Source organism: Leeia oryzae DSM 17879 (assembly GCF_000376945.1).
Taxonomy (GTDB): Bacteria; Pseudomonadota; Gammaproteobacteria; order Burkholderiales; family Leeiaceae; genus Leeia; species Leeia oryzae.
The window spans coordinates 107,483-123,049 of the sequence record NZ_AQXU01000016.1; the positions used below are offsets into that span (position 1 = coordinate 107,483).

General features: G+C 53.8%; 13 protein-coding genes and 1 pseudogene. 8 read left to right on the forward strand and 6 right to left on the reverse strand.

Annotated features, from left to right (window positions below):
- Window positions 1-76: 76 nt before the first annotated feature.
- Genes nadC through F552_RS0103990 form a run of 3 tightly spaced genes read right to left on the reverse strand, consistent with a single transcriptional unit; the run spans window position 77 to window position 2,103 of the window.
- Window positions 77-919, reverse strand: coding sequence for a carboxylating nicotinate-nucleotide diphosphorylase (nadC, locus tag F552_RS0103980; protein ID WP_018150430.1), 843 nt, complete (start codon window positions 917-919; stop codon window positions 77-79).
- A gap of 37 nt (window positions 920-956) precedes the next feature.
- Window positions 957-1,256: a (2Fe-2S) ferredoxin domain-containing protein gene (locus tag F552_RS18455; protein ID WP_018150431.1), complete on the reverse strand. Its 300-nt coding sequence runs from the start codon at window positions 1,254-1,256 to the stop codon at window positions 957-959.
- 25 nt (window positions 1,257-1,281) lie between these two features.
- Entirely contained in the window at window positions 1,282-2,103 is an 822-nt protein-coding gene (locus tag F552_RS0103990; RefSeq protein ID WP_018150432.1) for a class I SAM-dependent methyltransferase, read from the reverse strand.
- A 212-nt stretch (window positions 2,104-2,315) separates the two neighbouring features.
- Here F552_RS0103990 and clpB point away from each other — a divergent pair, with 212 nt between their 5' ends.
- Window positions 2,316-4,901, forward strand: coding sequence for an ATP-dependent chaperone ClpB (gene clpB, locus F552_RS0103995; RefSeq protein ID WP_018150433.1), 2,586 nt, complete (start codon window positions 2,316-2,318; stop codon window positions 4,899-4,901).
- Window positions 4,902-5,194: 293 nt separating this feature from the next.
- On the opposite strand, the gene clpA is transcribed toward clpB, so the two are convergent.
- Both clpA and clpS read right to left on the reverse strand, forming a co-directional pair.
- Window positions 5,195-7,453, reverse strand: a complete 2,259-nt coding sequence (gene clpA, locus F552_RS0104000) for an ATP-dependent Clp protease ATP-binding subunit ClpA (RefSeq protein ID WP_018150434.1) — start codon at window positions 7,451-7,453, stop codon at window positions 5,195-5,197.
- A gap of 1 nt (window position 7,454) precedes the next feature.
- On the reverse strand, window positions 7,455-7,763 hold the full coding sequence (clpS, locus tag F552_RS0104005) for an ATP-dependent Clp protease adapter ClpS (RefSeq protein ID WP_018150435.1): 309 nt from the start codon (window positions 7,761-7,763) through the stop codon (window positions 7,455-7,457).
- A gap of 469 nt (window positions 7,764-8,232) precedes the next feature.
- On the opposite strand from clpS, the gene F552_RS0104010 reads away from it, so the two are divergent.
- Window positions 8,233-8,436 (forward strand): cold-shock protein, encoded by a 204-nt coding sequence (locus tag F552_RS0104010; RefSeq protein ID WP_018150436.1) that lies wholly within the window; start codon window positions 8,233-8,235, stop codon window positions 8,434-8,436.
- A 132-nt stretch (window positions 8,437-8,568) separates the two neighbouring features.
- Here the strand turns inward: F552_RS0104010 and icd are convergent, their stop codons facing one another.
- Window positions 8,569-9,816, reverse strand: a complete 1,248-nt coding sequence (gene icd, locus F552_RS0104015) for an NADP-dependent isocitrate dehydrogenase (protein WP_018150437.1) — start codon at window positions 9,814-9,816, stop codon at window positions 8,569-8,571.
- Between the two features lie 272 nt (window positions 9,817-10,088).
- On the opposite strand from icd, the pseudogene F552_RS20320 reads away from it, so the two are divergent.
- The 6 genes and pseudogenes from F552_RS20320 to F552_RS19940 all read left to right on the forward strand — a co-directional run.
- A pseudogene (locus tag F552_RS20320) lies at window positions 10,089-10,607 on the forward strand (pseudouridine synthase); the annotation flags it as partial.
- A 67-nt stretch (window positions 10,608-10,674) separates the two neighbouring features.
- Window positions 10,675-11,115, forward strand: a complete 441-nt coding sequence (locus F552_RS0104020) for an NUDIX hydrolase (RefSeq protein ID WP_018150438.1) — start codon at window positions 10,675-10,677, stop codon at window positions 11,113-11,115.
- Window positions 11,116-11,119: 4 nt separating this feature from the next.
- On the forward strand, window positions 11,120-11,794 hold the full coding sequence (locus tag F552_RS19935; protein WP_018150439.1) for a hypothetical protein: 675 nt from the start codon (window positions 11,120-11,122) through the stop codon (window positions 11,792-11,794).
- A 55-nt stretch (window positions 11,795-11,849) separates the two neighbouring features.
- On the forward strand, window positions 11,850-12,923 hold the full coding sequence (gene mnmA / locus F552_RS0104030) for a tRNA 2-thiouridine(34) synthase MnmA (RefSeq protein ID WP_018150440.1): 1,074 nt from the start codon (window positions 11,850-11,852) through the stop codon (window positions 12,921-12,923).
- A gap of 102 nt (window positions 12,924-13,025) precedes the next feature.
- Window positions 13,026-14,807 carry a bifunctional isocitrate dehydrogenase kinase/phosphatase gene (gene aceK / locus F552_RS0104035; protein ID WP_018150441.1) on the forward strand — a complete coding sequence of 594 codons (1,782 nt, stop codon included), beginning with the start codon at window positions 13,026-13,028 and terminating at the stop codon, window positions 14,805-14,807.
- On the forward strand, window positions 14,804-15,535 hold the full coding sequence (locus F552_RS19940) for a UPF0149 family protein (RefSeq protein ID WP_018150442.1): 732 nt from the start codon (window positions 14,804-14,806) through the stop codon (window positions 15,533-15,535). Before aceK ends, F552_RS19940 begins: the two co-directional genes overlap by 4 nt.
- The last annotated feature ends 32 nt before the right edge of the window (window positions 15,536-15,567 follow it).

Below are 15,567 nucleotides of genomic sequence, written 5' to 3' on the forward strand. Positions count from 1 at the left end.
GAATGCCCTTGATGTGGTGACAGATGTAAAAAATGCCGGTAAATCCGGCATTTTTTACATCTGTACGTCAGGCGCGCTATTGCTGAAAGCGCATGGAAAAATCTGTCGCACGCACATGTTTGGTCAGCGCGCCAATCGAAATCCGGTCTACGCCGGTTTCGGCCAGTATGCGGACCTTGTCGAAGGTGGCATTACCAGAGGCCTCCAGCTGCGCCCTGCCCGCGGACAGCCGCACGGCTTCTTGCATTTGGGCTGGCGTCATATTGTCCAGCAGTACCAGCGTGACACCGCAATCCAGCGCCTGTTGCAGTTCATCTAGCGTTTCGACCTCTACCTGAATGGGTACGCCCGCATTCAGGTCTTTGGCGGCAGCCACCGCTGCGGCAATAGAACCCGCGGCCATGATGTGGTTTTCCTTGATCAGGATGCCATCGTACAGGCCAACACGCTGGTTGACACCACCGCCGACCCGTACTGCATATTTCTGGGCCAGTCGTAACCCCGGCAGGGTTTTACGGGTATCCATGATCTTGACGGGCAAATCGGCCACCACGTCCGCATAACGACGTACCTCGGTGGCGACGCCAGAGAGGGTTTGCAGAAAATTCAGTGCGCTGCGTTCTGCCGTCAGCAGGGCACGTGCCGGACCGGCAAGTTCGCAGACAACGGTATCCTCCCCGGCCAGCTCCCCCTCCTTCACCCGCCATGTTACCAGGATGCGTGCATCTACCTGCCGGCAGCATTCTTCAAACCAGGCCTGACCACAAATGACGGCAGACTCACGTACCAGAATCGTGGCTTTGCCCGGTTTGTCGGCAGGAATCAGCATCGCGGTCCAGTCGGCGGCACCAATGTCTTCGGCCAGTGCCAGACCCACCTGGGTCGCGATCAAATGGGAAGGGGGTAGTTCGTAGTTCATGAAAGGGTCCACATCACAAAAATGGTCTGTTAACGGTTTAAGGGTTGGCGACGGTGTCATTCAAGCCATCCCTGAACGAGATGGCTTCTGCAATCAGGTCTGGCAATTGTGTTTCTGTTACCCGGTTGAAAAATGGGCCGCCTGGTGAAATGCGGATATTGGGCCCATACTCGCAAGCACCAAGACAAGGAAAAGGCACGACTGCAATCCCGGCAGGCTGCGCCAGCATTTTCAGCTGTTCATACAAGCGCTGGCTGCCACGCCCGCCGCAGCTGGGCTGATGGTCAGCATAGCGCTTTTTGACGCACACCACCAATGCCACGGCTTTCTCTTGCATGGTCCTTCCCTACCCCGGATATCGATCAATAGATAAAGCGGTCTCGCAGATCCGTCAGGTTCATTTCTTCCAGAATGGCTTCCTGCCGGGCGCGGGCACTGGCTTTGCCATTGCTGACCTTTTTGGCAATGATCAGCTCGTTCTTCATGGAGTGCTCCCACCCTACCAGTTCGGTGACCGTCACCTGATAACCACGCGACTCTAGCAGCAGGCAGCGCAATACATTGGTGATATGGCTGCCAAATTCCCGCGTATGCAGAGGGTGGCGCCAGATTTCGGACAACGACGTCTTGCCGAAGGTTTCATTTTTCTTTTGCCGCAACACCCCCGCCACCTCGGCCTGACAGCAAGGCACCAGCACAATGTAGCTGGCGTTTTTTGCCAGGGCAAACCGGATGGCATCGTCAGTTGCCGTATTGCACGCATGAAGCGCCGTAATGATGTCGACCTGTGCGGGCAGTTGATCCGAGGTAATCGACTGTTCGACTGTCAGGTTCAGAAACCCCATCCGCTCAAACCCCAGATGCTGGGCCAGTGCTTGTGACTTGCTGACCAGTTCGGGACGGGTTTCGATACCGTATACATGGCCGGTGTTCTTCTCTTTGAGAAACAGGTCATACAGAATGAAGCCCAAATAAGACTTACCCGCACCGTGGTCCGCCAGGGTACAGTCACCTTTGCGGGTCATCACTTCTTCCATCAGCGGCTCGATGAACTGGTACAGATGGTAAACCTGCTTGAGTTTGCGCCGGGTATCCTGATTTATTTTTCCGTCCCGGGTCAGGATATGCAGCTCTTTCAGGAGCTCCAGGGATTGCTGGGGTTTAATTTCCGGGATCAGGGTCATGGCATTCTGCTAAAACTAAATATAGAGGATATTTTACCATAGGCACGACCTGCCCACGCGGCTCGCTTGCAGCGGAGTACATGTCAGGCCTCGTCGCAGGTTTGCCAGCGGATATTGCAGTAACCTTTGATGCAAAACAAACCGCGCCTGTTGAAAAAAACTAATGTATCCCGATATGTAGATCCATATAGATCAACACAGGAGATGCACGCATGCGTTTCGATAAGTTAACGACAAAATTCCAGCAAGCCTTCGCCGATGCCCAAAGCCTGGCGCTGGCGAATGACTGTGGCTTTATTGAGCCGCAACACTTGTTGCTGGCATTACTGCAGCAAGATGACGGCGGTGTAACCGGCGTACTGGCAAAAGCTGGCGTCAATACTGCCGCTCTGGTTCGGGACTTGAACCAGTCCATTGAAAACCTCCCGAAAGTGGAAGGCACGGGGGGAGACATTTCTGTTTCTCGCGACCTTGGCAACCTGTTGAACCTGACCGACAAAGCCGCCATGAAGCGGGGCGACCAGTTCATTGCCAGCGAAATGTTCCTGCTGGCCCTGTTGGAAGACAAAGGGGCAACCGGCAAACTACTGAAAACCCACGGGGGCAACAAAGCGGCGCTGGAAGCGGCCATTACCGCTATTCGTGGCAGCGAAAGCGTCAACAGCCAGGAGGCCGAAGCCAACCGTGGCGCCCTGGCCAAATACACACTCGACCTGACCGAGCGCGCCCGTCAGGGCAAACTGGACCCGGTCATCGGTCGGGACGACGAAATCCGTCGCGCCATTCAGGTATTGCAGCGCAGAACCAAGAACAACCCGGTGCTGATTGGTGAGCCCGGCGTGGGCAAGACGGCGATTGTCGAAGGGCTGGCACAACGCATCGTGAACGAAGAAGTGCCTGAGTCGCTCAAATCCAAACGCCTGTTGGTACTGGATCTGGCCTCTCTGCTGGCTGGCGCCAAATACCGCGGCGATTTTGAAGAGCGCCTGAAGGCTGTGCTGAACGATCTGGCCAAGGACGAAGGCAATACCATCATGTTCATCGACGAAATCCATACGCTGGTAGGCGCAGGCAAGGCCGAAGGCGCAATGGATGCCGGTAACATGCTGAAACCGGCACTGGCCCGTGGCGAACTGCATTGCATTGGCGCCACCACGCTGGATGAGTACCGCAAATACATCGAAAAAGACGCCGCGCTGGAGCGCCGCTTCCAGAAAGTGCTGGTGTCCGAGCCGACGGTGGAAGACACCATCGCCATCCTGCGCGGGTTGCAAGAAAAGTACGAAATCCACCATGGCGTAGACATTACCGACCCGGCCATTGTGGCGGCGGCAGAACTGTCCAATCGCTACATCACTGATCGTTTCTTGCCAGACAAGGCAATCGACCTGATTGATGAAGCAGCTGCCCGTATCAAGATGGAGATCGACTCTAAGCCCGAATCCATGGACAAACTGGACCGTCGTCTGATCCAGTTGAAAATCGAACGGGAAGCCGTCAAGAAAGAAAAAGATGAAGCCTCACGCAAACGACTGGGTCTGATCGAAGACGAGATTACCCGCTTGCAGCGCGAGTACAACGATCTGGAAGAAATCTGGAAAGCCGAAAAAGCCCAAGTAGTGGGTTCGCAAGCCGTCAAGGAAGAGATCGAGAAGATTAAAGCCGAGATGGATGCGGCCCGCCGCAAAGGCGACTGGCAGAAGATGAGTGAGCTGCAATACGGCAAGCTGCCACAACTGGAAGCCCAGCTGAGACAGGCCGAGGCGGCAGAGGGCAGCACCAAGAAAAACCAGCTGGTACGTACCCAGGTGGGCGCAGAAGAAATTGCCGAAGTGGTCAGCCGGGCAACCGGTATTCCTGTCGCCAAAATGATGCAGGGCGAGCGCGACAAACTGCTGCAGATGGAAGAAAAGCTGCACCAGCGTGTGGTAGGGCAAGACGAAGCCGTCACCCTGGTAGCCGATGCCATCCGCCGCTCGCGCTCCGGTCTATCCGACCCGAACCGTCCTTATGGCTCGTTCCTGTTCCTGGGGCCGACCGGGGTGGGTAAAACCGAGCTATGCAAGGCGCTGGCAGAGTTCATGTTTGACAGTCAGGATCACCTGATCCGCATCGACATGAGTGAATTCATGGAGAAGCACAGTGTATCCCGCCTGGTCGGCGCACCGCCGGGCTATGTCGGCTACGAAGAAGGCGGCACCCTGACCGAGGCTGTACGTCGCAAGCCATACAGCGTGATTTTGCTGGACGAAGTCGAGAAGGCGCATCCGGATGTCTTTAACATCCTGCTGCAAGTGCTGGACGATGGTCGTCTGACAGATGGACAAGGCAGAACGGTCGACTTCAAGAATACCGTGGTGGTCATGACCTCCAACCTGGGTTCGCATCAAATCCAGTTGATGACTGGCGAACCCTACCAGACCGTGAAGGCCGCCGTGATGAATGAAGTCAAGAGTCACTTCCGGCCAGAGTTCATTAACCGGATTGATGAAGTCGTGGTCTTCCATGCCCTGGGTAACGAGCATATCAGCAACATTGCCCGCATCCAGATGCAGTCACTGGAGAAACGTCTGGCAGCCATGGAGATGGGGTTGGCCGTTACACCGGAAGCACTGGCGCACATCAGCGAAGCCGGGTTCGACCCGGTATACGGGGCACGCCCGCTGAAACGGGTCATCCAGCAGCAAATTGAGAATCCGCTGGCCAAGCAGATTCTGGCCGGACAGTTTGCCGCCAAGGATACCGTCATTGTCGATGTCAATCAGGAAGGACATCTGGTGTTCAGAAAACCCTCCTGACTTGCTGTCTAAGCCCGTAACAAAAAGGGAGGATACGGAAACGTATCCTCCCTTTTTATATCCATGACTCGCCAGGTTGTCCGGTTGTCTTTACCTCACCCCTAAAGACCCGGGTCAACATCCACTCCATGAACAGCCAAACGGCAAGAAGCAAGACAACACATAGCATGTCCCCTTATGCACGGTATCTGCACACTAAACAATTTCTACCCTACCCCCAACATCTGGCAACAAAAAAATCGCCGGATAAACCGGCGATTTTTTAGGTACAAAGATGACAGCCTCACAAAAGCTCAGGATGTTACTGCGGCAGATACCTCATCGAAATCCAGTACAACCTGATCATCCTTGACGTCAATGGTCACATGCCCACCATCTGACAAGCGACCGAACAGAAGTTCATCCGCCAATGCCTTGCGAATGGTGTCCTGGATCAGACGCGCCATCGGACGTGCACCCATCAGTGGATCAAAACCTTTTTTCGCCAGGAACTTGCGCAATGCATCGGTGTAATGTGCTTCCACTTTCTTCTCGTGCAGTTGTGCTTCCAGCTGCATCAGGAACTTGTCGACCACACGCAGGATGATTTCTTCGTTCAGCCCGGTAAAGGAGATGATCGAATCCAGACGGTTACGGAACTCTGGCGTAAACAGGCGTTTGATTTCCCCCATCTCATCCCCGGCTTCGCGGGAGGTGGTAAAGCCAATCGTCGATTTATTCAGGGTTTCGGCACCCGCATTAGTTGTCAGGATAATGATCACATTGCGGAAATCTGCCTTGCGACCGTTGTTATCCGTCAGCGTACCGTGGTCCATCACCTGCAGCAGCACATTAAAGATGTCCGGATGCGCTTTTTCGATCTCGTCCAACAGCAAGACAGAGAACGGATGCTTGGTAATGGCTTCGGTCAGCAGGCCGCCCTGCTCGAACCCGACATAGCCCGGCGGTGCGCCAATCAGTCGGCTCACCGCATGACGTTCCATGTATTCGGACATGTCAAAGCGGATCAGTTCAATCCCCAGCGTATAAGCCAGTTGACGGGCCACCTCGGTTTTACCTACCCCGGTCGGACCGGAGAACAGGAAGGAACCAATCGGTTTTTGCGGATTGCCCAAACCGGAACGCGCCATCTTGATGGCACTCGCCAGCGCTTCAATGGCTTTGTCCTGCCCGAACACCACATTTTTCAGGTCACGGTCCAGTGTTTTCAAGGCATTGCGGTCATCCGCAGACACGGTTTTTGGCGGAATCCTTGCAATCTTGGCAATGATTTCTTCAATCTCGTGTTTGGTAATGGTTTTTTTCTGGCGAGACTTCGGCAGAATTTTCTGGGCGGCCCCCGCCTCGTCAATCACGTCAATCGCCTTGTCCGGCAAGTGGCGGTCATTGATGTATTTGGCAGACAGTTCCGCCGCTGTGGTCAGGGCAGAAGGCGCGTACTTCACGCCATGGTGCTCTTCAAAACGGCTCTTCAGCCCGCGCAGAATCTGCACGGTCTGCTCGATGGTCGGCTCGTTCACATCCACTTTCTGGAAGCGGCGTGACAAGGCGTTGTCTTTCTCGAACACGCCACGGTATTCTGTATACGTGGTCGCACCGATACATTTCAGCGATCCGTTACCCAGCGCGGGTTTCAACAGGTTGCTCGCATCCAGCGTGCCCCCAGAGGCTGCACCCGCCCCAATCAGGGTATGAATCTCGTCAATGAACAGGATGTTGTCCGGTTTGTCCATCAACTGCTTGAGCACCGCTTTCAAGCGCTGTTCAAAATCGCCACGGTATTTGGTACCGGCCAGCAGGGCACCCATATCCAGAGAGTAGATTGTGGCATTGGCCAAGATATCTGGCACATTGCCTTCTACAATCCGGCGTGCCAGACCTTCGGCAATGGCGGTCTTGCCCACGCCCGCCTCACCCACCAGCAGCGGGTTATTCTTGCGGCGACGGCACAGAATCTGTACCACGCGCTCCAGCTCATGGTCACGGCCAATCAGCGGGTCGATTTTACCCGTCAGGGCACGTTCGTTCAGATTCTGGGTATAGTTTTCCAGTGCAGAGCCGCTACCGGTCTCCTGCTCGGCGTCGTTTTCCTGCTGCTCTTTGGGGGCAGACTGGTCAGCCGTTTTCTTGATGCCATGAGAGATGAAGTTCACGACATCCAGACGGGTAACCCCTTGCTGATGCAGGTAGTAGACAGCGTGCGAGTCTTTCTCGCCAAAAATTGCGACCAGCACATTGGCGCCGGTCACTTCTTTTTTGCCGGAAGACTGTACATGGAGAATGGCGCGCTGGATCACGCGCTGGAACCCGAGCGTCGGCTGGGTATCAATGTCATCCGTCCCCGGTACGACCGGTGAGTTTTCCTGGATGAAATCTGTCAGCTGTTGCCTTAACGCATCCATGTTGACTGCACACGCCTTTAACACCTCTTGCGAGGCAGGGTTATCCAGCAGTGCCAGCAACAGGTGCTCGACACCGATGTATTCATGACGTTTCTGCCGTGCTTCGACAAAGGCCATGTGCAAGGTTACTTCCAAATCTTGCGCGATCATCTTAATTCTCCTCCATCACGCATTGCAGGGGATGCTGATGCTCTTTGGCAAACTGCCTGACTTGCTGAACTTTGGTTTCAGCAACGTCCTTACTATAGACTCCGCAAATCCCACGCCCTTGTTGATGCACCATCAGCATGATTCGTGTGGCCTGATCGACGTCTAAATGAAAAAACTGTTGTAACACGTGCACGACAAAGTCCATCGGTGTGAAATCATCATTCAGCAACACCACTTTCCAGAAAGGCGGCGGTGTTACCTTTGTCACATCGTCTTTGGTCTGCAACAACTCCTTGGATTTACTGCTCATAACGTACGGGCTTTATGTCTGTCTTGTTTTAAGTATAGAAAGCTTTAACCAAATTGCACGAACTTGCCGTGCATAAGGAACACTCTATCGCGTTTGCCGACTGCTGCCTATAGTCAGGCAGGCATAAATTGCAGTAAGTTCCATCAGGGCGACGCCCGTGTATTTCACCACCATGAGCGGTCACCGTGCCGAACAAACTTTTTACCATAAAGGAGTGTGCCGGCCATGGGTATTAGTTGGGGGCGCCCCCTAATTTTTGCAAGTTTATGCGTTTTTAATGAAATACTCGCGCAAACCCTCTTGACTTCATTCCCGAAATACGACTTAATGCAAAACTAGTTTGCGCTTTCAAGAGATGTTGTACCGGTTTGCCAGTCGCGCCCTTGAAACACAAACCCGTAAGCGCAGGCAATATGTATATAGTCTGTAACACAGTAACATTAAGTTTGTAAGATGGAGCATCAAAAAGATGGCAACTGGTACCGTTAAATGGTTCAACGATTCTAAAGGTTTCGGCTTTATTACCCCTGATGATGGCGGCGAAGATCTGTTCGCGCATTTCTCTGCTATCAACATGCCAGGTTTCAAAACATTGAAAGAAGGCCAAAAGGTTTCTTTCGATGTAACTACCGGCCCTAAAGGTAAGCAAGCTGCAAACATTCAAGCTGCTTAATTCTTAAGCGCGTTGAACAAAACAAAACCCGCCTCGGCGGGTTTTGTTGTTTCTGGCATTGCCGACTGCAAACCGGCCCTGCCAGACACCGTCAGCCCCGCCACAATCGCTTGAGGCGGGGCTGAGTCGTTATTACATGCGTGCGATCATTGCATCGCCAAACGCAGAACAGCTCACTTCGGTTGCGCCTTCCATCAGACGCGCAAAGTCATACGTCACTTGCTTGTCGTTAATGGCGGCTTCCATGCTCTTGATCACCAGGTCTGCAGCTTCTTTCCAGCCCAGATGACGCAGCATCATTTCTGCAGACAGAATCAGGGAACCTGGGTTCACTTTGTCCTGACCAGCGTATTTTGGCGCAGTCCCGTGGGTTGCTTCAAAACATGCGTAGTTATCAGAAATGTTGGCGCCTGGTGCAATACCGATACCACCCACTTGAGCAGCCAATGCATCAGAGATGTAATCGCCGTTCAGGTTCAGGGTAGCAACAACGTCGTACTCGGCTGGACGCAGCAGGATCTGTTGCAAGAATGCATCTGCAATCGCATCTTTCACAATGATCTCGCGACCGGTTTTCGGGTTCTTGAATTTGGCCCATGGACCGCCATCAATCAGTTCTGCACCGAATTCGTTCTTGGCCAGTGCGTAAGCCCAGTCACGGAAGCCACCTTCGGTGAACTTCATGATGTTGCCTTTGTGCACAATGGTCACGCTCTTGCGATCGTTATCAATGGCATACTGGATGGCTGCACGGACCAGACGCTCGGTACCTTGCTTGGAAACCGGCTTGATACCGATACCGGAGGTTTCAGGGAAACGGATTTTCTTGACGCCCATCTCGTTCTGCAAAAACGCGATGACTTTCTTGGCGGCGTCAGACTCTGCTTGCCATTCGATACCGGCGTAGATGTCTTCTGTGTTTTCACGGAAGATGACCATATCGGTCAGTTCCGGGTTTTTCAGTGGTGATGGAACACCTTTGAAATAACGTACCGGACGCACGCACTGGTAAAGATCCAGCTCCTGGCGCAAGGCCACGTTCAATGAACGGATGCCGCCACCTACCGGTGTCGTCATCGGGCCTTTGATGGATACGGAGTAGTCTTTCAGCGCCTGGAAGGTTTCTGCAGGCAGCCAAACGTCCGGGCCATAAATCTGGGTGGATTTCTCACCGGCGAAAACTTCCATCCAGTGAATTTTCTTAGCGCCGCCGTAGGCTTTCTCTACCGCTGCATCGACTACTTTTTTCATGACCGGTGTAATGTCAACGCCAATACCATCCCCTTCGATGAACGGGATAATAGGATTGTTTGGCACTGGTTGGCCCGGGATGATTTTCTGGCCGCCAGCAGGGACCTGGATATGGGATTGTGTACTCATGCCTACTCCATCGTGTGGTTAGTCAAGGGCTCCCTGCAAATAACGACCTAACAGGATCCCTGTACTGACCTGATCCGGTTCAGGTAGTTCAGTACAAACATCTTGTAACTGCAATTAGGTTGATGCTTTTAGTGTTATTTATCGTTATTGCGGGAGGTTCTGTCTGCAAATACGGCAAATGGATATCTTTAACCGCTTCTATAACAGCTGAACAGGATTATTATCCGGTAAAATGGCATTACCTGCCAGTTTTTAATGTCCGATTGGTGCACATGCCTGACCTGATTTTACTGAATAAACCGTATGGCGTGATCTGCCAGTTTTCAGAGCACCCCCAACATCCTACGCTTGCTAACTATATTCACGCGCCTGGCTTCTATGCAGCGGGTCGTCTGGATACGGACAGCGAAGGACTGTTGCTTTTAACTGACAGTGGCCCGTTAAATCATCTGATCACCGATCCGGCCCATAAATTGCCCAAGACTTATTGGGTACAAGTGGAAGGCATTCCGACGGACGAGCAGCTAAAACAGCTGGAAAACGGGATTGACCTGGGTGATTTCGTCACCCGCCCTGCCACCGCCATCCGGCTGGAAACGCCGGATGTCTGGCCAAGAAACCCGCCCATACGGGAAAGAAAAAATATCCCTGACAGCTGGATTTCGCTTACGATTGCGGAAGGCAAAAACCGCCAGGTACGGCGGATGACAGCCAAAGTCGGACTACCAACCCTCAGGTTGATTCGTGTACAGATCGGGGAATGGCGACTGGATGAACTAAAACCGGGTGAGCAGCGTCGTATCAGTTTGAACATGCCGGCGATGATACAATCACCGGCAAAGGATAAAGGGAGACCGCATGGTCTGGAAGCCGAACGTCACCGTCGCAGCCATCATCGAGAAAAACGGCCGCTTCCTGCTGGTGGAAGAAGAGACGACCGAGGGCGTGCGTCTCAACCAGCCGGCGGGGCATCTGGAAGACGGCGAAAGCCTGATTGAGGCGGTCATACGCGAGACACGCGAAGAAACTGCCCACCCTTTTGTCCCCGGACATCTGGTGGGCATTTACCGCATGCCGGTCCCGGAAAAAGACCTCACGTATCTGCGGTTTGCATTTGCGGGTGAAGCCGGAAGCGAAATAGAAAACCAGGCACTCGACCATGGCATCATCCGGACCGTGTGGTTAACGCCGGAAGAATTGCAGGCCACACCGGAAAAATGGCGCAGCCCGCTGGTATGGCAATGCGTGGCAGATTACCTGGCCGGCCGCCGGTATCCGCTCTCCATTTTGAACGAGTAGCCCTATGCGCCGACATCACATCCTTGGGCAAACCTTGCTGGTCGCCTGCGTGCTGCTAGCCTCCCTGCTGTCCCTCACCGCACAGGCGGAAGAGTCGGTGGATGTCTGTTACAACTATGGCTGCAAGTCTCATGCGGTGGTCAAGATTTCGGACGAAGCCTTGCAGCGCATGAACCGGCGGTTCGTGCATATCGACAATGCGGCGACCGAGCGTATTGCCATTGCCCTGACCGTGGGCGATCTGGCCAGCATTGCGGGCCAGCAGACCCCGGTGCATAACGACAAAGGTGGCAACGGCGGTGATGAAACCTCGCTGGATGGTAAAATGGACTGTTTTGACCATGCTGCCACAACCACCAGTTACCTGCAGTTGATGAACCGGCTTGGCTGGCTGCACTTTCATTCGGTCAGCCAGTTTGTTGAGCGTGCGCCGCTGATCTTTAATTACCACCGGGCCGCCCATATTATAGAAAATGCATCCGCCGCCGAATTTGCAGTAGATAACTGGTTCTTTGACAATGGCGAACCCGCCGTTGTCATCCCTTTGGCACAATGGCTAAAAGGCGCATGGCCAGAAGATATCAAAAGCGATGGCGTGTATGTCCAGCGAGACCGCCGTGATGCCCAAGAGCAACTGATCGCCAGCCATGACGGCGAATACAACCAGAATAACCCATAGAAAGCCGATACTCCGAAGATACCGGGGGGCTCTAGCAACATTAAAGTCGTAAATCATGAAACAGCAAAAAATCATCGTAGGCATGTCGGGCGGCGTAGATTCCTCTGTGACGGCCTGGGTTCTCAAACAGCAAGGACATGAAGTGCACGGCATCTTCATGCAAAACTGGGAGGACGACAATGATGACGAGTATTGCTCGATCAAGGAAGACTCGCGGGATGCGATTGCGGTTGCGGATGTTGTCGGTATCGACATTGACCTGGTCAATTTTGCCAAAGAATACAAAGACCGGGTGTTTGCCTACTTTCTGAAAGAATACGAAGCCGGGCGCACTCCCAACCCGGATGTACTGTGCAATGCGGAAATCAAGTTCAAGGCATTTCTTGACCATGCCATCGAACAAGGGGCTGACTACATTGCCACTGGCCACTATGCGCAAATCGTGCATGAGGCAGATGTATCCCGCTTGCTGAAAGGTGTAGATCCCAGCAAGGACCAGAGTTACTTCCTGTACCGCTTGCAACAGCACCAGCTAAGACGTGCGCTGATGCCGCTGGGCGGCATGCACAAGACCGAAGTACGCAAGATTGCAGCAGAGATCGGCCTGCCTAATGCCACCAAAAAAGACAGTACCGGCATCTGTTTTATTGGCGAGCGGCCATTCAGGGACTTCCTGAACCGCTACCTGCCCAAAACCCCTGGCCCGATGAAAACGCCCGAAGGCCGCAAGGTGGGTGAGCACATGGGGCTGATGTATTACACGCTAGGCCAACGCAAAGGCTTGGGCATTGGCGGAGACAAGACGGGAGATGGTACACCCTGGTTTGTGGCCGCCAAAGACTTGGAGGAAAACACCCTGATTGTGGTGCAGGGTCACGACCATCCTTTATTGTTAAGTCACGAATTGACGGCAGGCGACTTGAGCTGGACGGTTGCGCCGCCCGCAGTGGGCGAACCGCTGACAGCCAAAACCCGCTATCGCCAGCAAGATGCTGCCTGCAAAATCGTGTCTATGGAAAACGGGACAATGAAGGTCAAGTTTGAGCAAGCGCAATGGGCGGTGACACCTGGTCAATCCATCGTGATGTACCGGGGTGATGAGTGCATTGGCGGTGGTATCATCCTGTAAGTTGTCATCCAGATGGCAAACGCGGTAAATTCACCCTAAAAACATAGCTATATAAATAACAATAAAATCCGGATGACCTATACAGGCACGTGAACAGACACCATGAACCCCCTAGATCTTGACCGCAGTTCGATTGCGCATGCCATTGCGCAAGCCTTGATAGACGGCTTTAACCGCCACTACAGTATTTTCAGAGATGTTAGCCGCAGCGCCAAAGCCTGCTTTGAGGCAGGCGACTGGCATGGTTCCCAGAAAGCTAACCGTGACCGGATCACCTCGTACACCGAGCGGGTCTACGAAACGGTCGAGCGGCTGCATAACGAGTTTCATGCCCAGACGCTGGATGATGAAACCTGGTCACAGGCCAAGCTGTTCTTCATCGGCATGCTGGTGGATCACAAACAACCGGAACTGGCTGAGACCTTCTTTAATTCCGTCTTCTGTAAAATCCTGCACCGGAATTATTTCCACAACGATTTCATCTTTGTGCGGCCGACCATCAGTACGGAATACATCCAGTCCATTCCGCCCACCTACTCCAGCTACTATCCGAAAGAACGCGGCTTGAGAGGAACCATCCGCAAGATAGTGGAAGACTTTGGCTGGGCCAGACCCTTTGCAGACCTGGACCGCGATGTGGATTATGTCATGCGCGCGGTGGAAGCCCAGCTGGGCGGCTGGCCGGCACCTGAGGTCAACCTGCAGATTCAGGTGCTGTACTCGGCGTTTTACCGCAACAAGGCGGCCTACATTATCGGCAAGGCGGTCAACGGGGTACATGAATACCCGTTTGCCATCCCGGTATTGCATGACACCAACGGCAAGCTGTATCTGGACAGCATCATTCTGGACAGCTGGCGGATTTCGGTCCTGTTCTCGCTGTCCCGGGCCTATTTCATGGTCGACATGGAAGTCCCCTCAGGCTACGTGCAGTTCTTGCGCAACATGATGCCAAACAAGCCGCGCTCCGAACTGTATACCATGCTGGGGCTGGCCAAGCAGGGCAAGACCAACTTCTATCGTGACCTGATGACGCATCTGCGTCACTCGGACGATGATTTCATCATTGCCCCCGGTATCAAAGGGATGGTGATGCTGGTATTCACCCTGCCCTCTTACCCGTTTGTGTTCAAGATCATCAAGGACAAGTTTGCGCCCCCCAAAGAGATCGACCGCGCCACGGTAAAATACAAATATCAGCTGGTGCGTCAGCACGATCGGGTTGGCCGCATGGCGGATACGCTGGAGTTCTCTGACGTGGCCTTCCCGGCCGACCGCATCGACCCGGAACTGCTGGCCGAATTGCGCGAGCACGCACCTTCAGTGATTGATGAGGAAGGCGATACCCTGATCATCAAGCACGTGTATATCGAGCGGCGCATGACCCCGCTCAACATCTACCTGCAGCAGGCCACGCCGGAGCAGCGTGAACAGGCAGTGATTGATTACGGCAACGCCATCAAGGATCTGGCCACGGCCAATATTTTCCCGGGCGACATGCTGTACAAGAACTTTGGCGTTACCCGCTACAGCCGCGTGATCTTCTACGATTATGATGAGATCGAATACATGACGGACTGTAACTTCCGCGAAATCCCGGAAGCGCCCAATCCGGAAATGGAAATGGCCATCGAACCCTGGTACCCGGTTGCCAGAAACGACGTGTTCCCGGAAGAGTTCGGGCGATTCCTGCTGGGCAATGCAGAAGTCCGTCAGGTATTCCTGAAACATCACCGTGACCTGCTCACGGCCACCTTCTGGCAGGGCAAAAAACAACGGATTCTGGACGGGAAGCTGGATGACTTCTTTCCGTACCCTATCGAATTGCGTTTTTGCGAAATGTTCAAAAACGCGGAAACACCCTCAACACAGGATAAAGCATGACCCAACACACCGAGACTTCTGCCGCACTGACAGAAGAAGAACTGGCGACACTGGACGCCTTCTTGCAGTCTGATGCAACACCAGAGCATTGCCTGCCGATCGAAGCCGTAGACGGCTTCTTTTGTGCACTGATCATCGGCCCGCAAGTGGTGCCGCAAGAAGCCTATCTGCCCATCATCTGGGGGGATGACACCCAGCCGACCTTCAAGGATGCAGATGAAGAAGCGCAGATAACCACGCTGCTGCGCCGCCATTTCAATGATGTCGCAAAACGCATTGAAGCCGCTGTCGTGGAGGACAAGGAAGCCTACCTGCCTATCGTGGACGAGTGGGAAGAAACCGACGAGGAAGATGCGCCTAAAGATGGTGAATGGTGGGCATCCGGTTTTCTGGTCGGGCTGGAATTCTGTGAAAAAGTCTGGTTTGCCGACAAAGAGCACGAAGAAATGCTCGAGCCGCTGCTGATCCCGATTGTGGAACTGGCGGGCAATGACGAACTGGACGATCTGTCCCCTAAAGCCCGTACCCGCCGCATTGCACAGCTACCCGCGCTGCTTTTGTCACTGTACCGCTACTGGCGGACCGATGCGGATGGCAAGCTGCAGCTGGCCAACACGCTTGGCGCACAGTTATCCAATGCACCGGTACGCGTAGAAAGCACCCCGGGCCGCAACGATCCGTGCCCGTGTGGTAGTGGTAAAAAATACAAAAAATGCTGCGGGGCCTGATAAGCCAGACCCTGCGGTTCGTTTTGCTTTAC